Source organism: Microbacterium sp. SLBN-146, assembly GCF_006715145.1.
In the GTDB taxonomy this organism is placed as follows: Bacteria; Actinomycetota; Actinomycetes; order Actinomycetales; family Microbacteriaceae; genus Microbacterium.
On the sequence record NZ_VFMR01000001.1, the window covers coordinates 1,338,663 to 1,356,357 of the forward strand.

Genomic DNA, 17,695 nt, shown 5'->3' on the forward strand with positions numbered 1-17,695 from the left:
GATCTCGCGATGACAGACTCACCCCGCGATCGCCCGCTGCGCGTCGCCATGATCGGCCACGGCTTCATGGGCGCAGCCCACTCCCAAGGGTGGCGCGTCGCCCCCCGATTCTTCGAGCTCGCTCTCACGCCCAGGATGCAGGTGGTCGCCGGCCGTGACGAGGCGGCTGTCGAGCGCGCTGCGGCGAAATGGGGATGGGCGGAGTCCTCGGGCGATTGGCGCGAGGTGATCGAGCGCGATGACATCGACGTCGTCGACATCGTGACCACGGGAGACTCTCACGCCGAGATCGCCGTCGCGGCGCTCGAAGCCGGCAAGCACGTGCTGTGCGAGAAGCCCTTGGCCAACACCGTCGCCGAGGCCGAGGTCATGGCTGCGGCGGCAACCGCGGCCGCGGAACGCGGCGTCCGCTCGATGGTCGGATTCACCTATCGGCGCGCACCGGCGGCCACCTTCGCGCGTGACCTCATCGGGGCCGGCCGCATCGGAGAGATCCGGCAGGTGCGGGCCGCCTACCGTCAGGACTGGCTCCGCGACGAATCCGGTCCCATGACGTGGAGGCTCGAGAAGGACCGGGCGGGATCTGGGGCGCTCGGTGACATCGGCGCCCACGCGATAGATCTCGCCGAGTACATGACGGGCCTCCGCCTCGACGGCGTCTCGGGGACGATCGACACCATCGTGACGGAGCGCCCCCTGCTCGGTGAGAAGGTGGGGCTTTCCGGAACCGCCTCCAACGAGCTGGGCCGGGTCACCGTCGACGACATCGCGGTCTTCACCGGCCGGTTCGCGGTCGAGAGCGGGTTCCGTCCGATCGGGACGTTCGAGGCGACGCGATTCGCGACCGGTCGCAAGAACGCACTGACCATCGAGATCTCAGGCTCTCGTGGTGCGATCGCGTTCGACCTCGAGCGTCTCAACGAACTGGAGATCTTCGACGCGAACGACCCCGAGCTCGAACAGGGCTTCCGTCGCGTCCTGGTCACCGAGCCCGGCCATCCCTATCTCGCTCCGTGGTGGCCAGCGGGCCACATGCTGGGCTACGAGCACGGCTTCTCCCACCAGGTCGTCGACTTCGTGTCCGCGATCAGCGAGGGCGTCGCCCCCACCCCGTCGTTCTCCGATGGTCTGCACCTGCAGCGTGTCCTCGATGCCGTCGAGCGGAGTTCGGCGGCCGACGCGCGGTGGACGCCCGTCGGCTGACGTTCCACATCACGACAAGACAATCCAGCAGAGGAGAACACGCCATGACGCGACCGATCACGCTTTTCACCGGTCAGTGGGCCGACCTGCCGTTCGAGGAGGTTGCGCGCCTGGCAGGCGAGTGGGGATATGACGGCCTCGAGATCGCCTGCTGGGGGGACCACATCGATGTCTCACGATGGGACGACGCCGAATACGTCCAGTCGCGGCGGGACATTCTGGCCCGCAACGGACTTGCCGTCCATGCCATCTCGAACCATCTGACGGGTCAGGCGGTGTGCGACGATCCGATCGATGAGCGCCACCGCGACATCCTGTCGGACCGGGTGTGGGGCGACGGCGATCCTGAAGGCGTCCGGCGCCGCGCTGCAGAGGACATGAAGAACACGGCCCGCTTCGCCGCGAAGCTCGGCGTCAAAACCGTCAACGGGTTCACCGGGTCGGCGACCTGGAAGGCCGTGGCGATGTTCCCCCCGGCCTCTGACGAGTGGATCGCCGCCGGGTACGACGACTTCGCCGCACGGTGGAATCCGATCCTCGACGTGTTCGAGGAGGTCGGTGTGCGGTTCGCCCTCGAGGTCCACCCGAGCGAGATCGCCTACGACTACTGGACCGCGAAAGCGGCGCTGCACGCGATCAATCGGCCGGACGTGTTCGGGTTCAATTTCGACCCGTCGCACTTCATGTGGCAGCAACTGGATCCGGTGGCATTCGTGCTCGACTTCGCCGATCACATCTTCCACGTCCACGTGAAGGAGTCGATCACGAACCTCGATGGCCGCAACGGGGTTCTCGGCTCTCATCTGCCGTGGGCCAACCCGCGGAGAGGGTGGACCTTCGTATCGACCGGGCATGGTGCTGTGCCCTGGGAACCGCTATTCCGCGCGCTCAACGCGATCGGATACGACGGACCCACCAGCGTCGAGTGGGAGGACGCGGGTATGGATCGGCTCATCGGTGCCCCGGAAGCTCTTGCTTTCGTACGCAAGCTGAACGAGATCACACCCCCGGCCGCGTCGTTCGATGCGGCGTTCAGCAGCAACTGAGTCCCGACGGGTCCGCCTCGGGACCGTGCGCGATGACGAGGCACCGGAGGGTGGCCGATGACGGATGTGACGAGAGCCGATTCTCCGAGCTCGACGCTCGGCGCGACCATCGATGATGTGCGGCGCCAGAACCTCGCGCAGGTACTGCGACTCGTTCACCGCGACGGCGCCCTCTCGCGCGCAGAGATCACCCGTGCCACCGGACTCAATCGTTCGACGATCGGCGGCCTCGTCGCGGAGCTCGGCCGACGCGGACTCATCGTCGAGCAGCCATCGACGAGTACTCGAAAGGTCGGTCGGCCCAGCCCGTCGGTCGCTGCGTCGGACCGGGCGATCGCGATCGCGGTCAACCCCGAGGTCGACGCGATAGATGTCGCTCTCGTCGGACTCAGCGGACGCATCCTCCACCGAGTGGTTCACCGAACCGAGCGCCCCCCGACCGAGGGGGAGTTCGTGAAGGTGGTCAGCGCGCTCATCCCGGGGATGAGCCCCACCGGGGGCGAGGCCTCGATCCTCGGGGTCGGGATCGCGCTTCCCGGGCTCGTGCGCGAGACCGACGGGTCCGTCATCCTCGCTCCGCACCTGGGATGGCGGGACGTGCCCCTTGCGGAGCTCGTGGAGGAAGCGACCGGCTTGCGGACGGTGGTCGGCAACGACGCCAACTGCGGAGTGGTCGCCGAGAGCACCTTCGGGGCCGGGCGCGGCGACGGCGTCATCATCTCCCTCAACGGCGGTGCGAGCGGCATCGGCGGGGGCATCGTGATCAACGGCCGATTGATCGCGGGTCAGGGCGGCAACGCGGGCGAGTTCGGCCATACCTCGGTATCGACCCGCGGACCGCGGTGCCACTGCGGCGCGACGGGCTGTCTGGAGGCGGAAGTCCGCCGCGCTAGGTTCCTCGCTGCCGCAGGGCTCGACGATGTCGAGCCCTCGCTCGTGACCAGGGCGATGGAACTCGCGTGGCTGTGCCCGACGTCCGCCGGAGGGCGGGAGATCGACAGGCAGGTCTCATGTCTGGCCATCGCGCTGCGCTCCATCGTCAACATCTTCAACCCCCGCACGGTGATTCTCGGGGGCTACCTCGCGCAGCTGCTCTCCGTCGTCGGTGAATCCGAGATCCGGGCGCGTACGCGCCCGGTCCTTCCGGGCGGTTCCGACGAACCGATGCTCGTGAAGCCGGACCTCGACGATGGGCTGCTCCTCATCGGCGCCGCGGAGCTCGTCTTCGGTCGAGTGCTCGGCGACCCGACCGTCGTTCCGACTCGTCGGTTGGACACGGTCGGCGCTCGCCGAGATCTCGCCGCGCCGCCGACCGTCAGTCCTCCCTGCTGAGATTCTCCGGAAAGCCCGACAGGCTGCGAGGGACGTCAGCGGTGGCGGTACGACTGGCCCGCCTGACCGAACACCTGCATCCGCTCGGCGACCATCTGCTGCATCGCGACGCGGCCCCGCGACCCGTAGAGCGCCGGGTCGCATCCGATGCCGTCCTCATCGAGGTAGGTGCGCACCGCGGCCGCGTGCGCCATGTGCGAGTCCATTCCCTGATTGATCTTGCGGATGCCGAGCTTGGTCGAGCGGGCCTTCTCGGATTCCGGCACGCCCCATGACTCGGGGAGCTTCCCGCCGTGGGCGTTGATGATCTCGCGGAGGTCGGCCGGCAGCGACGAGGAGCCGTGCATGACGAGGTGCGTCGACGGGACGCGATTCGCGATCTCTTCGATGAGGTCCATGCGCAGCACCGTGCCGTCGGGCGGGCTGGTGAACTTGTAGGCGCCGTGCGACGTTCCGATCGCGACGGCGAGCGCGTCGACGCCGGTCTCGGCGACGAAGCGCTCGGCTTCGTCGGGGTCGGCCAGCACGATCTCCTTGTTGCTCGCACCGCCGTCTTCCGAGCCGCCGATCGTGCCGAGCTCGCCTTCGACGGACACACCGTGGGCGTGAGCGTGCTCGACGACGCGACGTGTGACGGCGACGTTCTCCTCGAAGGTGGCGGGGGTCACGTGGTCGTCGCGCATGCTGCCATCGATCATGACGCTTGTGAAGCCCGCCGCGATGGCGCGGGCGCAGTCGTCGTAGGTGGCTCCGTGGTCGAGATGGAGGACGACGGGCACGTCGGGGTAGTGGGCGATGAGGTTCACGAGAGCCTCCCAGAACAGTTCGTCGCGACCGTGCGTCGACGCTCCGGCGATCGTCTGCACGATGACGGGCGAGTCCGTCTCCGCAGCGGCGTCCAGGACGGCTTCGGCCTGAGCGAGATCGGTGACGTTGAACGCCCCGACTCCGTAACTTCCCGCGCGTGCAGCGTCGAGTGCGGCGGTGAGAGTGATGAGAGCCACGGGCTCGTCCTCCGTTCATAGGCCCGTCGAAGGTGACGGGCGGATTTTCTGACAACGGTAGACAGACTAGGTTGCGGGTGTTACTTTGTCCATCGTTAGACAGAAACGACGTCGTTTCCGAACGTCGAAGAGGATGGTGTCAGCACATGCGAGACGAACTGCTTCTGGGCATCGACCTGGGCACCTCGTCGATCAAGGCGAACGCGATCGACCGGCACGGTCGGTCGATCGGGATCGGCGTGGCTCCCACGCCCTTCGCGGCCGGTGCGCACGGCGTCGAGATGTCGACCGAGGCGCTCTTCCTCGCCATCCGATCGGCGATCGCCGACCTCGGTGTCCTCGCATCGCGGATCGTCGCCGTCGGCGTCGCGAGCATGGGGGAGACGGGCACGATCATCCGTGCCGACGGACCCACGAACCTCCCGCTCGTCGCGTGGCACGACGAACGCGGCACGGAGATCGTCGACGAGCTCGTCCAGACTTTCGGCGCAGAGGAGATCCGTCGCCGTACGGGTCGACAGGCGCGCAGCGTCACGAGCATCGCGAAGCTCGGCTGGCTGCTGCGCAACGGCTACGAGTCCGGCGGCACCTGGACGGGCGTCGCGGGTCTCACCGTCTGGCGGTTCACCGGTGTCCTGGCCCAGGAGCAGTCCCTCGCCGCGACGAGCGGCGCCTTCAATCCCGTCACGGCGGAGTACGACCGCGAGATCCTCGCGTCTCTCGGCCTCGACTCGCTCGTGTGGGCGCCCGCGCGCGTCGCGGGGACGAACCTCGGCCGTGTCTCGCCCGAGGGCGCTCGCTGGAGCGGCCTGCGTGCCGGCATCCCCGTGACGATCGCGGGGCACGACCACCCCGTGGGTGTCATCGGCGCCGGCGGGGACCGCACGGAGGTCATCGACTCGATGGGGACGGGGGAGCCCCTCGTGGTGTCGTGGGATGCGTCGTCCCCCACGAAGCGCGACCACCCGAGCTGGCCGGACCAGCTGGGCGACCTCACCATCACGGCGTGGCCCGGGACGGCCCGGCACATGCTGCTGTGGGAGACGCTCCGTCCCGGTCTTGCTCTGCGCAACCTGCAGCGCGCCCTCCGGGTCGACCGCGACGACATCGAGTTCTCGGCCATCCGCGTGGACGCGCAGCCGCTCGACCTCCCCTCACTCGTCGCGATGCAGGACGGCGACATCCCCGCCGCCGTGCTCGCGCTCCCTGCGGAAGAAGCCTGGGCCTCGACGCTCGAGGGGTACGCGGCAGCATCCGCCGATGCCGAGATCCGCCTGCGCGCCATCTCGGACGTCGCGGGACAGACACTCCTCATCGGCGGCGGCCTGCGCAGCCGCCGATGGGTCGAGGCCAAGCTTCGCCGCGCGGAGCACCCCGTCGCGATGGCCGAGGAGCGCGAGGCCGTGTCGCGCGGCGCGGCACTCCTCGCGGGAGTCGCGGGAGGATGGTGGGCGCCGGAGGAGTATCCGCCGGCCGACACGATCCCCCTCTCCGGCGCCGAGTCCTTCGTCGAGGGCATCGGGGGTCGTGCATGAGCCGATCCTCACGCCGTCGAAAGGTTTCCTGCATGCGTGCGTCCTCGCGATCCGGGTGGCCCTCATGACCGAGTCGTCCTCGCGTCCCGGCCTCCGCCCGCCCGCCCGCCTCGTCGACCTCGCCCGGCACGCCGGCGTGTCGACCAAGACCGTGTCGCGCGTGCTGAACGGCGAAGCCTATGTCGCCGAAGCGATGCGCGAGCGTGTCATGGCCGCCGTCGCCGAGCTCGCCTACGTGGGCGACGCCGCTGCGACGGGACTGCGGACCAAGCGGTCGGGGTTCATCGGCCTCATCATCCCCGACGTCCGCAACGGCTTCTTCGCGCTCCTGACGCGCGCGATCGAGGAGCGCCTCGCTCCGACGTCTCCCACTCTCCTGCTGGGTGACTCGGATGAAGAGCCCGATCAGGAAGAGCGCTACCTCCGCACGTTCCGTCAGCAGCGCGTGGACGGCCTCATCATCCTTCCGAGCGGCGCGCCGAGCCTCCCGGACGCCGTGTCCGAGATCCCCACCGTCATCGTCGATCGCACCGTGCCCTCCGTGGCATCCACCGCCGACCACGTCCTGGCGGACAACAGTCGCGCCGCGCGGCGCCTCGTCGAGCACCTCGTCAAGCACCATGGGCTGACGCAGGTCGTGCTCGTCGCCGGAAACACGCGCGTGTCGAACGTCTCCGATCGCGAGAAGGGCTACCTCCGGGTCATGGAGGAGGCGGGTCTCGAGACGCACGTCACGGCGGGGCACGCGACCCCGGATGACGCGGCGGCCGGTGCGATCGAGATCTTCCGGACCCTCACTCCGCCGTTCGGCGTGTTCGCGACCAACAACCGGATGTTCTGGGGTGCGATGGCCGCCGTCGCGCGGCTCGGACTCCACGTGCCCCGCGACGTTCTCGTGACGACGATCGACTCCATCGGCGAGGCGACCGTCACGGGCCTCAAGCCGACGCAGGGCGTGATCCCCGTGCAGACCGTCGCGGCCAAGGCGATGCGCCTGCTCGCCGAGCGTACGCAGGACCCGACCCTCCCACCGCGCCACGAGTCCGTCGACATCGACATCGAATTCGGCACGACGTGCGGATGCATCCCGCTCACGACGCCGCTCATGATGGGCGCGATCCCACCCCAGAAGCTCCCGTCGGCGACAGACGGGTAAGAGAGAGGGCTGACCGCAGTTGAGCCGGAAGCCAACACTGCGATCAGCCCCGCACGTCGCACCAGAAGTACCCGATCACATCCTCAAAGGAGAGAACAATGGCAAGAACTACCCGGATGCGGACCGTTGGAGCGGCCGCCGCGACGGTCGCCATCCTAGCGTTGACGCTCACAGCGTGTTCCGATTCCGCCAGCCCCGGCGCATCGGGCGACGCGGGCGACGCAGGGGGTGGCGCGGACACCAACAAGATCGCGTTCGTCATCAAGCCGCTCGACAACACGTACTTCGGCGCGATGGCCGAGGGCGCCCAGGCGGCCGCCGACGAAGCGGGCGTCGAGCTCATGATCGTCGCGGCCGAGAACGTCACGGACGACTCCGGTCAGGCGACGAAGCTCAACGCGCTCGTGAACGCCGGCTACGGATGCTACGTCGTCAACCCGACGAGCCAGACCAACCTCCTGACGGGGCTTGTTCCCGTCTCGCAGGCGGGCACCCCGATCGTGAACCTCGACCTGCCGATCGACCTCGACGCCGCCGCGGATGCGGGGGTCGAGATCACGACGTACGTCGGCACCAACAACGAGACCGCCGGAGCCGCGGGTGGCGAGGCCATGCTGGATCTCGTCGACGAGGGCTCGCAGGTCGCCCTCATCGGCGGCCTCGTGGCCGACCCGGGCAACATCGCTCGCCTCGCGGGCTTCGAGTCGGCCGTCGAGGGCAAGCTCGAGATCACGCAGACGGTCGCGGCCGACTTCGACAAGGCCAAGGCCAAGAGCGCCGCCGCGACGATCCTCATCGCGAACCCCGACATCAAGGGCTTCTTCACACCGTCGGGCGATATGGCGATGGGCATCCAGCAGGCCGTCGAAGAGGCGGGCAAGACCGGTGAGGTCGCCGTCGTCGGCATCGACGGTACGCAGGACCAGCTTGCCGACATCGTGGCAGGCGGTCAGCCGGCCGCAATCGAGCAGTTCCCGTACCTCATGGGTGTGCAGTCGGTCCAGGCGTGCATCGCCGCGATGGCGGGGACCGACATCCCGTCCACCGTCGAGACGCCCGTCCTGATCGTCACCGCCGAGAACGCGCAGGCCGCGCTCGACGCCTTCCCGGCACCGCCCGAGGGCTTCGACGTTCCCAACCCGTTCGAGTAAACAACCTCCCGGATCGGGGATCCTCACTCATGACCACCCACGCACCCACGCAAGAGCGGCCGAAGGCCGACACCCGACTCGTCGAGGCCAGACGCGCGCTCGGCTCCGAAGAGACGTGGATGAAGCTCGCGGCACCCGTCGCGCTCATCCTGCTGACCGTCGTCTTCGGTCTGCTGAACCCGCGATTCCTGTCGTGGCCGAGCATCTCGACGATGCTCGCCGACTCGGCGATCCCGATCCTCCTGGCGCTCGGCGCGACCTTCGCGGTCTCGCTCGCCGGCATCGATCTGTCGCTCGCCGCGACGGTCGCGCTCGGAAGCGTCACGATGGCGACCGCGTACCAGAGCGGCATGCCGCTCATCGTGTGCTGCGCCATCGCGTTGATGACGGGCTTGGCGGTGGGAGCGGTGAACGGCACGTTCATCGGATGGGTGAGGATCCCCGACTTCATCGTGACGCTGGGCTCGCTCAGCGTCGTGATGGGGCTCAGCCTCATCATTTCGCAGGGGAAGCCCGTCGCGATCCCCGAGCGGGCGCTGACCGCCTTGAGCACCGTGAGCCTTGCCGGCATCCGGGTGAACTTCCTCATCGCGATCGCTGTCGCGATCATCCTGCACATCGTATTGTTCCGTACGCGCTTCGGCACGCACCTTCTCGCCGTCGGCGACAACGCCGATGCCGCGAAGGCGATGGGTCTGAAGGTGCCGCGCATCAAGCTCGCCGGCTACATGATCTGCGGCGGTATGGGCGGTCTCGCCGCGATCATGCTGACGTCCTACATCGGGTCGAGCCAGCCGGCGACCAACACCGACTATCTCCTGAAGGCGATCGCGGCCGTCGTCCTGGGCGGTGTGAGCCTCTTCGGTGGCCGCGCCACGATCTACGGGCCCGTCATCGGCGCGATCCTGCTGACGTTCCTGCAGTCCGGCCTGACCCTGCTCGGGGTGAGCGCCTTCTACTCCCCGCTGGTGATCGGCATCGTCGTCATCGCGGCAGCGACGCTCATGAGGGGGCGCAAGTGATCCAGCACGCGAACGAGAAGATCGTCGTCGAGGACATCCACAAGTCGTTCGGCAACGTGCACGCCCTCAAGGGTGCGTCCCTCACGATCAGGGCCGGTGAGATCACGGCGATCGTCGGCGACAACGGTGCGGGGAAGTCGACGCTCGTCAAATGCCTCACGGGCCTGTACACACCGGACGAGGGCGAGATCCGCATCGACGGCGAGCCCGTGCGCTTCACGTCGCCGCGCGATGCGCGCGAGAAGGGCATCGAGACGGTCTACCAGGACCTCGCCCTCAGCGACCAGTTGAGCGTCTGGCAGAACATGTACATGGATCGCGAGCTCGTCCGTGGCATCCCCGGCTTCAAATTCCTTGCCCGCAAGGAGATGAAGGAGCGCGCGGCGGAGCTGATCTCCGACCTCGCCGTCAACGTCCCGGGGGTGACGCGCCCGGTCAAGCGGCTGTCGGGAGGGCAGCGTCAGGCCGTCGCGATCGCGCGAGGAGTCATGTGGGCGAGGAACATGATCATCCTCGATGAGCCCACCGCTGCGCTCGGACTCAACGAGACGGCACAGGTCGAGGCGCTCATCAGACGCGTCGTCGAGGGCGGCAAGACGGTCCTCGTCGTCTCGCACAACTTCGAGCAGGTCAAGCGACTTTCGCAGCAGGTGTGGGTCATGCGGGGTGGCCGCGTCGTCGGCGGCACGCGCACCGAGAACGTCTCGGGTGAACAGCTCGTCGGCATGGTCACGGGAGCCATCCGCACGCCCTAGCCCGCCCCCCCTGTGTCGAGACCCCGGTTACTCGCCGACCCACCCCGTAAATGCGCGCGTATAACGGGGTGGGTCGGCGAGAACCCGGTGAGTCGACGTGGAGTGTCGCGGCGTGCCTCGCGGGGAGATCGCGATGGTCAGTGCGGGCGGGAGGGGGTTTCGGGGATGTCCACGATGCGTTCCTCGCCGATGACCGGCTGCACGGCGCCGCCGGACGCCGTGGCGAGCATGTCGTGCAGGGATGACACGGAGGCCGGCGGCACCCATGCCTCGAGCGTCGCGCGCGTCTCGAAGGCCGTGTCGCCGAGCACGGCGTCCGAGCGCGCGGTCCAGTCGCGCAAGAGGTTGTCGAAGCGTCCAGCCTCGGCGTGGCTCACCTCGATGCTCACCCGGACGAGGGACCGGCGCTGAACGACGCGGGCGAGGTCGAGCGCCTCGGACACAGAGGTGGAGTATGCCCGCACGAGACCGCCGGCCCCGAGCTTCACACCCCCGAAGTAGCGGCTGACGACCGCGACGACGTCCGTGAGCCCGCGGCGGCGCAGCACCTCCAGCATCGGGACTCCCGCAGTTCCGGAGGGCTCGCCGTCGTCGGAGGAGCGCGCCTGGTCGGCGAGCAGCCCGGTCACCATCGCAGAGCAATGGTGTCGCGCATCCCACCACCGCTTGCGTTCCGCGGCGATGACCGCGTCGGCTTCGGCGACGGAGGATACCGGTTCGACACGAGCGAGGAAGCGCGACTTGCGCTCCACGAACTCGTGCTCGACGCCGACCGCGATCGTGGCGGGGTGCGTCGGGGCCATCCCGTCACGATACCCGCGTGCACGCGCCTCAGAGCAGCGCGCGCAGTCCGTCTACGAGCGGCGTCGTCGGCCGCCCGATGAGCCGGGACAGGGTGCCGTCGGTGTCGCCGAGGGCCCCAGCGCGGATGCCGGCATCGAGCGCCACGACGAAGCCGGCGGTCCCGGCATCGAGCCCTGCGGCCGCGAGAGCGGCGGCGTGCTCCTCGGGAGAGAGCGCGTGGTACGTCACGTCGCGACCGAGCACCTCCCCCGCTGCCTGGGCCAGTTCCGCGTACGTCCAGGCGACGTCGCCGCCGAGCTCGTACACCTGTCCGATGTGGTTCTCGCCCATCAGGATCACGGCTGCGGCATCGGCGAAATCGGCTCTGCTGGCGGACGCCACGCGCCCTTCGCCCGCGCTCGCGGCGATGATCCCGGTCTCCGCCGCCCTCGCGAGGTCCGCGGCGTAGTTCTCCGTGTACCAGTTGTTGCGGAGGATGACGGCAGGGAGGCCCGCGGCGGCGATCGCCTCTTCCGTGGCCTTGTGCTCGGGGGCCAGCACGAGATCACTCGTGGTCGCTTTCGGGGCGCTCGTGTAGACGAACTTCGCAACTCCGGCAGCGGAGGCCGCGTCGATGACGGACTGATGCTGCGCGGTGCGGCGGCCGACCTCGGAGCTGGAGATGAGGAGCACCTGGTCGACGCCCTCCATGGCGGCGGCGATCGTGTCGGGTCGTGTGTAGTCGAGCGGAATGACCGTGAGGCCCTGCGCCGCGAGATCATCGCCCTTCGACATGTCGCGGACGCCGGCGACCAGATTCTGCGGTGCGGTGCCGCGCGCGAGGAGACGGGCGATGACGTGGCGGCCGAGGTGCCCGTTGGCACCGGTGATGAGGATGGTCATGAGGTTCCCTTCGTGAACGGACACGGGAATCAACGCTCGACGCGACCACATACCTTCCAAAGGGCAGATACCCACTTTCAGGTAAGGTACCCACATGGCGGTTAGTTATGCGGAGATCCGAGCCGAAAGTCCCGGAGTTTTTTCCGAGGGATGCGAAACACGTGTCGTTCTCGACCACGTCATGAGCAAGTGGGGTGTGCTCGTCCTCTCGACCCTGTCTGACGGGACGTATCGGTGGGGTGAGTTGCGGCGAGACGTGTCGGGCATCAGCGAGAAGATGCTCGCCTCGACGCTCAAAACCCTGAGCGCCGACGGCCTGGTGAACCGGAGATCCTTCCCCACGGTGCCTCCGCACGTCGAGTACAGCCTGACGCCACTGGGTCGTGAGCTGATGGATCGCATGCTGCCGCTGATGGAGTGGATTTCGGAGAACGCGCAGGAGATGGTGACGCGCGACGGCCGATGACATGCGTGCGTCGTGACAGCGCGCCCCATCCGAGGCGTGGTCGGCGACGAAGATGGAGTATGCGTCGCTCTCGTCCTCTCCTCGCGCTGATCGGACTCGTCGCCGCCGCGCTCGGGATGAGTGCGTGCGCGCCTCTTCCCGCGCCGGGGCCTCCCGAGGGTACGGGGCCGCTCGTGGCGTTCTACGGCGATTCGTACACGCTCGGGACAGGGGCGAGTGAGCCCGCGAAGCGGTGGTCGTCGATCATCAGCGCCGAACGGGGATGGCGTGAGTTCAACCCGAGCGTCAACGGACTGGGATTCGTCAACAACCGCCGCATCGTCGGGGAAGGCGACCTTCCGGACCAGATCATCGCGCAGAACCCCGACATCGTCTTCATCACGATGGGACTGAACGACAACTTCAGCTTCGATCGCGGCCCCGACCGCGTGCGCGCCGCGATCCGCGACGACTTCGCCCGGCTTCACGGCGCGCTGCCGCGGGCGCGATTCATCGTCGTCGAACCCTTCTGGTACACCGACGGGCGCCCGGCGTCCGTGGACACGATCATCGGATGGGTCCGCGAAGAAGCCGCCGCGATCGGGGCGGACTGGATTCCGGATGCCAGCCGGTGGCTCGACGGCCACTACGCCGACGACCTCGACAGCTGGATGGCATCCGACGGGCTGCATCCCGACGACGAGGGCTACGCGGAGATGGCCGTGCGGATGAACGACGCGCTCGCACGGCTCGACCCGCCGCTGTGAGTCGTCTCGAGATCGTTTACACCTGAGAAACACAGCAACCACCTCATGAAATGTGCAGTCCCTAGCGTCAGCGCTGGAACGAATGAGTTCCTCCCCCCGAATGCAGGAAGAGGACCGCCGTGCAGGCACCCAGGTCCGCGCGCTGGCGCGCGCTCGCCACCATCCCGATCATCATCGGACTGCTCCTTCCCACCGCACCCGCCATCGCCGCGCCCCTCGTGGTCGAGGCGGCGGCACCGTCTGTCACTTCGGTGCAGGCCGCGCTCGACGCAGGGCAGCTCCCCGATCCGCTCGACCGGGGGCCGTACAGCCCCGCCACGATCCAGGAGACGAAGCTCGGTCTCGTCGACCTGCAGGAGCCGAACGCCTCGGGCGGAGCCCCCACGGCGGGAACCTCCGCAGCACCTGAATCGATCGAGATTCGCGGCGCCCTCTACCACCCGGCCGATCGCAGCCAGCCCTCGCCGCTCGTCGTCCTCGTGCACGGCAACCACGGCTCGTGCGACGTGAACGGCAACACGCAGATCCTCCTGTGCACGCAGTTCAAGCGCAACGAGGCGGGATACGCCTACCTCGGCGAGAACCTCGCGAGCTGGGGGTACACCGTCTTCTCGGTGTCGCAGGACCAGCTCATGATGCGTCAGGACGGCACCTCCGGCCGCGGCATGCACCAGCGCCGCCTCATGATCGCCGCCACGCTCGACGCCCTCACAGCGGCGAACGCGCCCGGCGGCCTCCCCGTCGACGAGCACACCACGATCGGCACGACGCTCTCCGGCAAGCTCGACATGACGCGCATCGGGCTCATGGGCCACTCGCGCGGCGGCGACGCCGTGACGAGCTTCATCGACTACAACCGCATCCGCACGGACGGGCCGCGCTACCCCCTGCGCGGCGTCATCGCGCTCGCGCCCGTCGACTACGAGCGGAAGGCGCCGTACGGCACCCCGTTCATGTCGATCCTCCCGTGGTGCGACGGCGACGTCTCCAACCTCCAAGGTGCGCGCTTCTTCGAGCGCAGCCAGTACGTCAACGGCGGCAACCCCTTCCCCTCGATCCAGGTCTCGCACCTCGGCGCCAACCACAACTGGTACAACACGGTGTGGTTCGCGGACGGTCAGGACGGCAACTCCAACCGCGACCCCGCCTGCGGCGACTCGCGTCCCGGAAACAGCAACAACGTCGCCCCCACCAACCACCGTCTGAGCGGGGCGGCGAGCTACGACCCCTGGTCGTACGTCATCGACAACAGCGACACCTACAACCCCCTCGTGAACACGAAGATCTCGGGCGACCCCGCTCGTATGGGTGCACAGGAGAAGCTCGGTCTCGCGACGATGTCCGCCTTCTTCCGCCGCTATGTCGGTGGCGAGGGAGCCTTCGAGCCCTACATGACGGGTGAGCTGACGACGACCGAGTCGCACGCGCAGGTGCCCGCCTCGGCGTGCCCCGACATCACCGAGGGCGACCGCGCGATCGACTGCGCCGACCGCGTCTCGACGTCGTACTTCGCTCCTTCGAACGAGCGGGTCGACCTCATCCGCCCCGAGGTCGAGAACCCGCTGACGCTCAACGCGGTCGGCGGCGCGCTCTCGGGCACCGGCTTCGCCAACCCCTACCCCGACAACGGCGGCGTGACCCCGCGTCCGGTTCCCACGACGGGATACGACTGGTGCAACCCCGAGCCCGACCAGTTCACCCCGAGCTACCTCGGGATGACGGGCCGCCCGACCGGAGCGAAGGCGTGCCCGCTGCCCAACCCCGACGAGGTCGGCGGCCAGGCGTCGACGCGTGAGAGCTCGCCCATCAACCACTCCTACGGACGCCAGCTGGCGCTCGCCTGGGAGTCGGGCCAGCAGGCGACGCTCACGGCGCAGATCCCCGCGGCATCCAGCGACATGAGCGGACTGAAGGCGCTCGCACTCAACGCCGACGTGAACTTCTTCGACGCGCGGAACCCCGGCTACACGGTGCGCACGGGTGACCAGGCTCCTGTGCCCGATGTGCTGTTCAACCCCGCGGCATCCACTCAGGACTTCAAGATCGTCTTGACGGACCGCGAGGGCAACGAGGCGTCGGTCAACGCGGGCGACCCCCGCTGGGGCAACGCATTGCACATGTCGACGGGCAACCGCACGCCGGCGACGCACATCGTGCTCGAGCAGATCCGCGTGCCGCTGAGCGAGTTCGCCGCGCAGGGCGTCGACATCACGGCGCTCGCGCAGCTCGACCTGCGCTTCGGCACCGAGGGCACTCCCGCCTCCGGCTCGATCCAGCTGGCCGACGTGCGTTTCCAGGAAGCGGCCACGGACGCGCCGCTCATCCTCTCGGATGGGACGAGCCTCAACCAGGGCGCGGGCTTCGGCCTTCCCGCCTCGGGTCCGAGCCCCGTCGCGTTCCTCGAGCAGACGGATATCACCCCCGGTGAGCTGTCGCTGCCCGACACCGTCGCCAACCCCGCCTCGAACACGACATGGGTCGTCGACAACGACCGCGTCGAGTGCCCCAACGCGAACTTCACGTCCATCCAGCAGGCGATCGACTTCTCATCGCCGTGGGACACGATCGTGATCTGCGATGGCGTGTACCAGGAGCGTTCGACGCCGATCAACAGCGCCCGCGTGCCGGTCGCGGCCGGTGCCATGAACGGTCTGACGATCAACAAGCCGCTCCTCATCAAGGGAACCGGCGCCGACAAGGTGACGATCATGCCCGATCAGAGCATCGCCGACCTCGCAGGTGGGACCCCGTACCTGCGTGACGGTGGCGGCAACGTCATCACCGTGTCGCGTCAGTCGCTCGGGTCGACCGACACCAACGAGATGTTCGTCGACATCTCCGGTGTCACGATCACGTCGGGCTCGACGTGGGCCGAGGCGGGCATCGCCTACCTCAACACGGCCGGCCGCATCTCGGAGAGCGTCATCGGGCCGCTGCGCACCGCGACGACTCCGGAAGAGGCCGCTGCCCACCCGCACGGCTGGGGCGTCATCAAGACGAACTTCCTCCAGGGCGCGGGCAACGGCACCGTGGAGTCCGAGCTCACGGTCGCGAACAGCGTCGTCAGCGGATACCAAGCGGGTGGCATCCTGTTCGACGGCGCTCGCGGTGCCGACGACAGCGAGTCGATCCTCACGCGCGCCGGCATCAAGCACCACGGTTACGTCACGGACACGGTCGTCGCCGGATCGCCCAGCACCCTGTACACCCAGGTGGGCGTGCGGTACTCGGCGGGTGTGGACGGATTCGTCGGATCGAGCCGCATCACGGGCAACGGGTTCGCGGCGGCTCCGACCTCCGCGGTCGGCGTCGAGCTGCGCGACTCGGGTGTCGTCGAGGTGCGCGACTCGGTCGTGACTGGAAACGGAGTCGCTGTCGCGAACCGCGACATCACGGGAACCGCGCCGCGCACCGACCAGCCGGTGACGGTGCGGGCGAGCCTCGTCGACGGGCTGTCGCAGGACGGCTCGACGATCACGGTGCTCGACCCGGCCGCCGTCGAACCGGCCGGTGTCCCCTCGGCCGTCGGCGCCATCGTGGACGCGGCTCCCATGGGCCAGGTCGTCGAGCCGGAAGATGGTATCGAGATCGAGTCCGGCACGACGCTCGCACCGATCGTGCGGGCGAAGGACGACTTCGCCGTCCGCTCCGTCACGCTTCTCGCCAACGGCGAAGAGGTCGGCACGAGCGGCACCTCGCCCTACGCCTTCTCGTGGACGGCGACGGACGCGCAGAAGGGCACGACGGTGGCGCTCACGGCGGTCGTCGTGGATGCCGCCGGTCAGGCGACGACGACGGAGCCGGTCACGGTGAAGGTCGCGGCAGATCCCGAGCCCGAGGAGCCGGGCACGGAAGAACCGGGCACGGAAGAGCCGGTGCTGACGCTCTCGACCGACGTCGTGCAGGCGGGTGACTCGCTCACGGTGAGCGGTATCCGGTTCGAGGCGAGCACGGCCCTCCGGGTCGAGCTGCACTCCACTCCGGTGGTGCTGCGGGGAGGCGGTGACGGATGCCGCGGGCGCCTTCAGCACCGAGGTGACCATCCCGGCATCGACGACCGCGGGCGCACACACGATCCGCGTCTTCGACGGCGGAGTCGAGATCGCACGGGTGGATCTGACCGTCACAGCCGTGCCCGGCTCGCCGCTCGCTGTCACGGGTGGTGTGCTGTGGACGACGGGCATCGTGATCGGAGCGCTGCTCCTGATCGTGGGTGCCGCGATCATCGTCCTGCGCCGACGGATGCAGGCGGTGCGCACGCACTGATCGAGACGCCGATGGGGTGGGGGACGAGTGTCCTCCACCCCATCGGCGTTCCCGGACCCGGCCGCTTCTGCGGACGATCGACCTGGTTCGATTTATCACCGTTGATCGGCGGAAAGAAAAGGATCCCGGAGTGAGGTGACCTTGACCGGCGCGATTCGTTACCGGTAACTTAACCCCGTTAGCGCTCACAACGCACGGACAACGGGTGGCCCACAAGGATCTTGGCACCTGGCCCGAAGCCGAGGGCACGTGACGTCGCGCGCAACTGTGTGACCGGTCGGTCGCACGAACCACCAACGAGGAGGTTGGATTGTTCACCACACCGCG

At 68.4% G+C, this 17,695-nt stretch carries 14 protein-coding genes; 11 read left to right on the forward strand and 3 right to left on the reverse strand.

The window, feature by feature from the left end; genetic code table 11:
- Window positions 1-9: 9 nt before the first annotated feature.
- The 3 genes from FBY39_RS05725 to FBY39_RS05735 are packed head-to-tail and all read left to right on the forward strand — an operon-like array spanning window position 10 to window position 3,581.
- A complete protein-coding gene (locus FBY39_RS05725; RefSeq protein WP_260837460.1) occupies window positions 10-1,203 on the forward strand; it encodes a Gfo/Idh/MocA family protein in 1,194 nt (397 codons plus the stop codon).
- Window positions 1,204-1,247: 44 nt separating this feature from the next.
- A complete protein-coding gene (locus FBY39_RS05730) occupies window positions 1,248-2,249 on the forward strand; it encodes a sugar phosphate isomerase/epimerase (RefSeq protein WP_141930945.1) in 1,002 nt (333 codons plus the stop codon).
- Between the two features lie 57 nt (window positions 2,250-2,306).
- Window positions 2,307-3,581: an ROK family transcriptional regulator gene (locus tag FBY39_RS05735; RefSeq protein WP_141930947.1), complete on the forward strand. Its 1,275-nt coding sequence runs from the start codon at window positions 2,307-2,309 to the stop codon at window positions 3,579-3,581.
- 35 nt (window positions 3,582-3,616) lie between these two features.
- Here FBY39_RS05735 and FBY39_RS05740 read toward each other — a convergent pair whose 3' ends face one another.
- A complete protein-coding gene (locus tag FBY39_RS05740; RefSeq protein ID WP_141930949.1) occupies window positions 3,617-4,585 on the reverse strand; it encodes a ketose-bisphosphate aldolase in 969 nt (322 codons plus the stop codon).
- Window positions 4,586-4,731: 146 nt separating this feature from the next.
- Here FBY39_RS05740 and FBY39_RS05745 point away from each other — a divergent pair, with 146 nt between their 5' ends.
- The 5 genes from FBY39_RS05745 (at window position 4,732) to FBY39_RS05765 (ending at window position 10,204) form a co-directional block, all read left to right on the forward strand.
- Complete coding sequence (locus FBY39_RS05745; protein ID WP_141930951.1) at window positions 4,732-6,120, forward strand: FGGY family carbohydrate kinase; 1,389 nt, start codon at window positions 4,732-4,734, stop codon at window positions 6,118-6,120.
- A 64-nt stretch (window positions 6,121-6,184) separates the two neighbouring features.
- Window positions 6,185-7,276 carry a LacI family DNA-binding transcriptional regulator gene (locus tag FBY39_RS05750; protein ID WP_160132961.1) on the forward strand — a complete coding sequence of 364 codons (1,092 nt, stop codon included), beginning with the start codon at window positions 6,185-6,187 and terminating at the stop codon, window positions 7,274-7,276.
- Between the two features lie 98 nt (window positions 7,277-7,374).
- Window positions 7,375-8,427 (forward strand): substrate-binding domain-containing protein, encoded by a 1,053-nt coding sequence (locus tag FBY39_RS05755; protein WP_141930955.1) that lies wholly within the window; start codon window positions 7,375-7,377, stop codon window positions 8,425-8,427.
- A gap of 29 nt (window positions 8,428-8,456) precedes the next feature.
- Window positions 8,457-9,449, forward strand: coding sequence for an ABC transporter permease (locus FBY39_RS05760; RefSeq protein ID WP_141930957.1), 993 nt, complete (start codon window positions 8,457-8,459; stop codon window positions 9,447-9,449).
- Window positions 9,446-10,204: an ATP-binding cassette domain-containing protein gene (locus FBY39_RS05765; protein WP_186336924.1), complete on the forward strand. Its 759-nt coding sequence runs from the start codon at window positions 9,446-9,448 to the stop codon at window positions 10,202-10,204. Before FBY39_RS05760 ends, FBY39_RS05765 begins: the two co-directional genes overlap by 4 nt.
- A 137-nt stretch (window positions 10,205-10,341) precedes the next feature.
- Here the strand turns inward: FBY39_RS05765 and FBY39_RS05770 are convergent, their stop codons facing one another.
- Both FBY39_RS05770 and FBY39_RS05775 read right to left on the reverse strand, forming a co-directional pair.
- Entirely contained in the window at window positions 10,342-11,007 is a 666-nt protein-coding gene (locus tag FBY39_RS05770; protein WP_141930959.1) for a YigZ family protein, read from the reverse strand.
- Window positions 11,008-11,035: 28 nt separating this feature from the next.
- Complete coding sequence (locus FBY39_RS05775) at window positions 11,036-11,890, reverse strand: SDR family oxidoreductase (RefSeq protein ID WP_141930960.1); 855 nt, start codon at window positions 11,888-11,890, stop codon at window positions 11,036-11,038.
- A gap of 94 nt (window positions 11,891-11,984) precedes the next feature.
- Between FBY39_RS05775 and FBY39_RS05780 the strand changes: the two genes are divergently transcribed.
- The 3 genes from FBY39_RS05780 to FBY39_RS05790 all read left to right on the forward strand — a co-directional run bounded on the left by FBY39_RS05780 (window position 11,985) and on the right by FBY39_RS05790 (window position 17,502).
- Window positions 11,985-12,356, forward strand: a complete 372-nt coding sequence (locus FBY39_RS05780; protein ID WP_141930962.1) for a helix-turn-helix domain-containing protein — start codon at window positions 11,985-11,987, stop codon at window positions 12,354-12,356.
- A 59-nt stretch (window positions 12,357-12,415) separates the two neighbouring features.
- Window positions 12,416-13,102, forward strand: a complete 687-nt coding sequence (locus FBY39_RS05785; protein ID WP_141930964.1) for an SGNH/GDSL hydrolase family protein — start codon at window positions 12,416-12,418, stop codon at window positions 13,100-13,102.
- A 119-nt stretch (window positions 13,103-13,221) separates the two neighbouring features.
- Entirely contained in the window at window positions 13,222-17,502 is a 4,281-nt protein-coding gene (locus tag FBY39_RS05790) for an Ig-like domain-containing protein (protein WP_222115661.1), read from the forward strand.
- Window positions 17,503-17,695 lie beyond the last annotated feature (193 nt).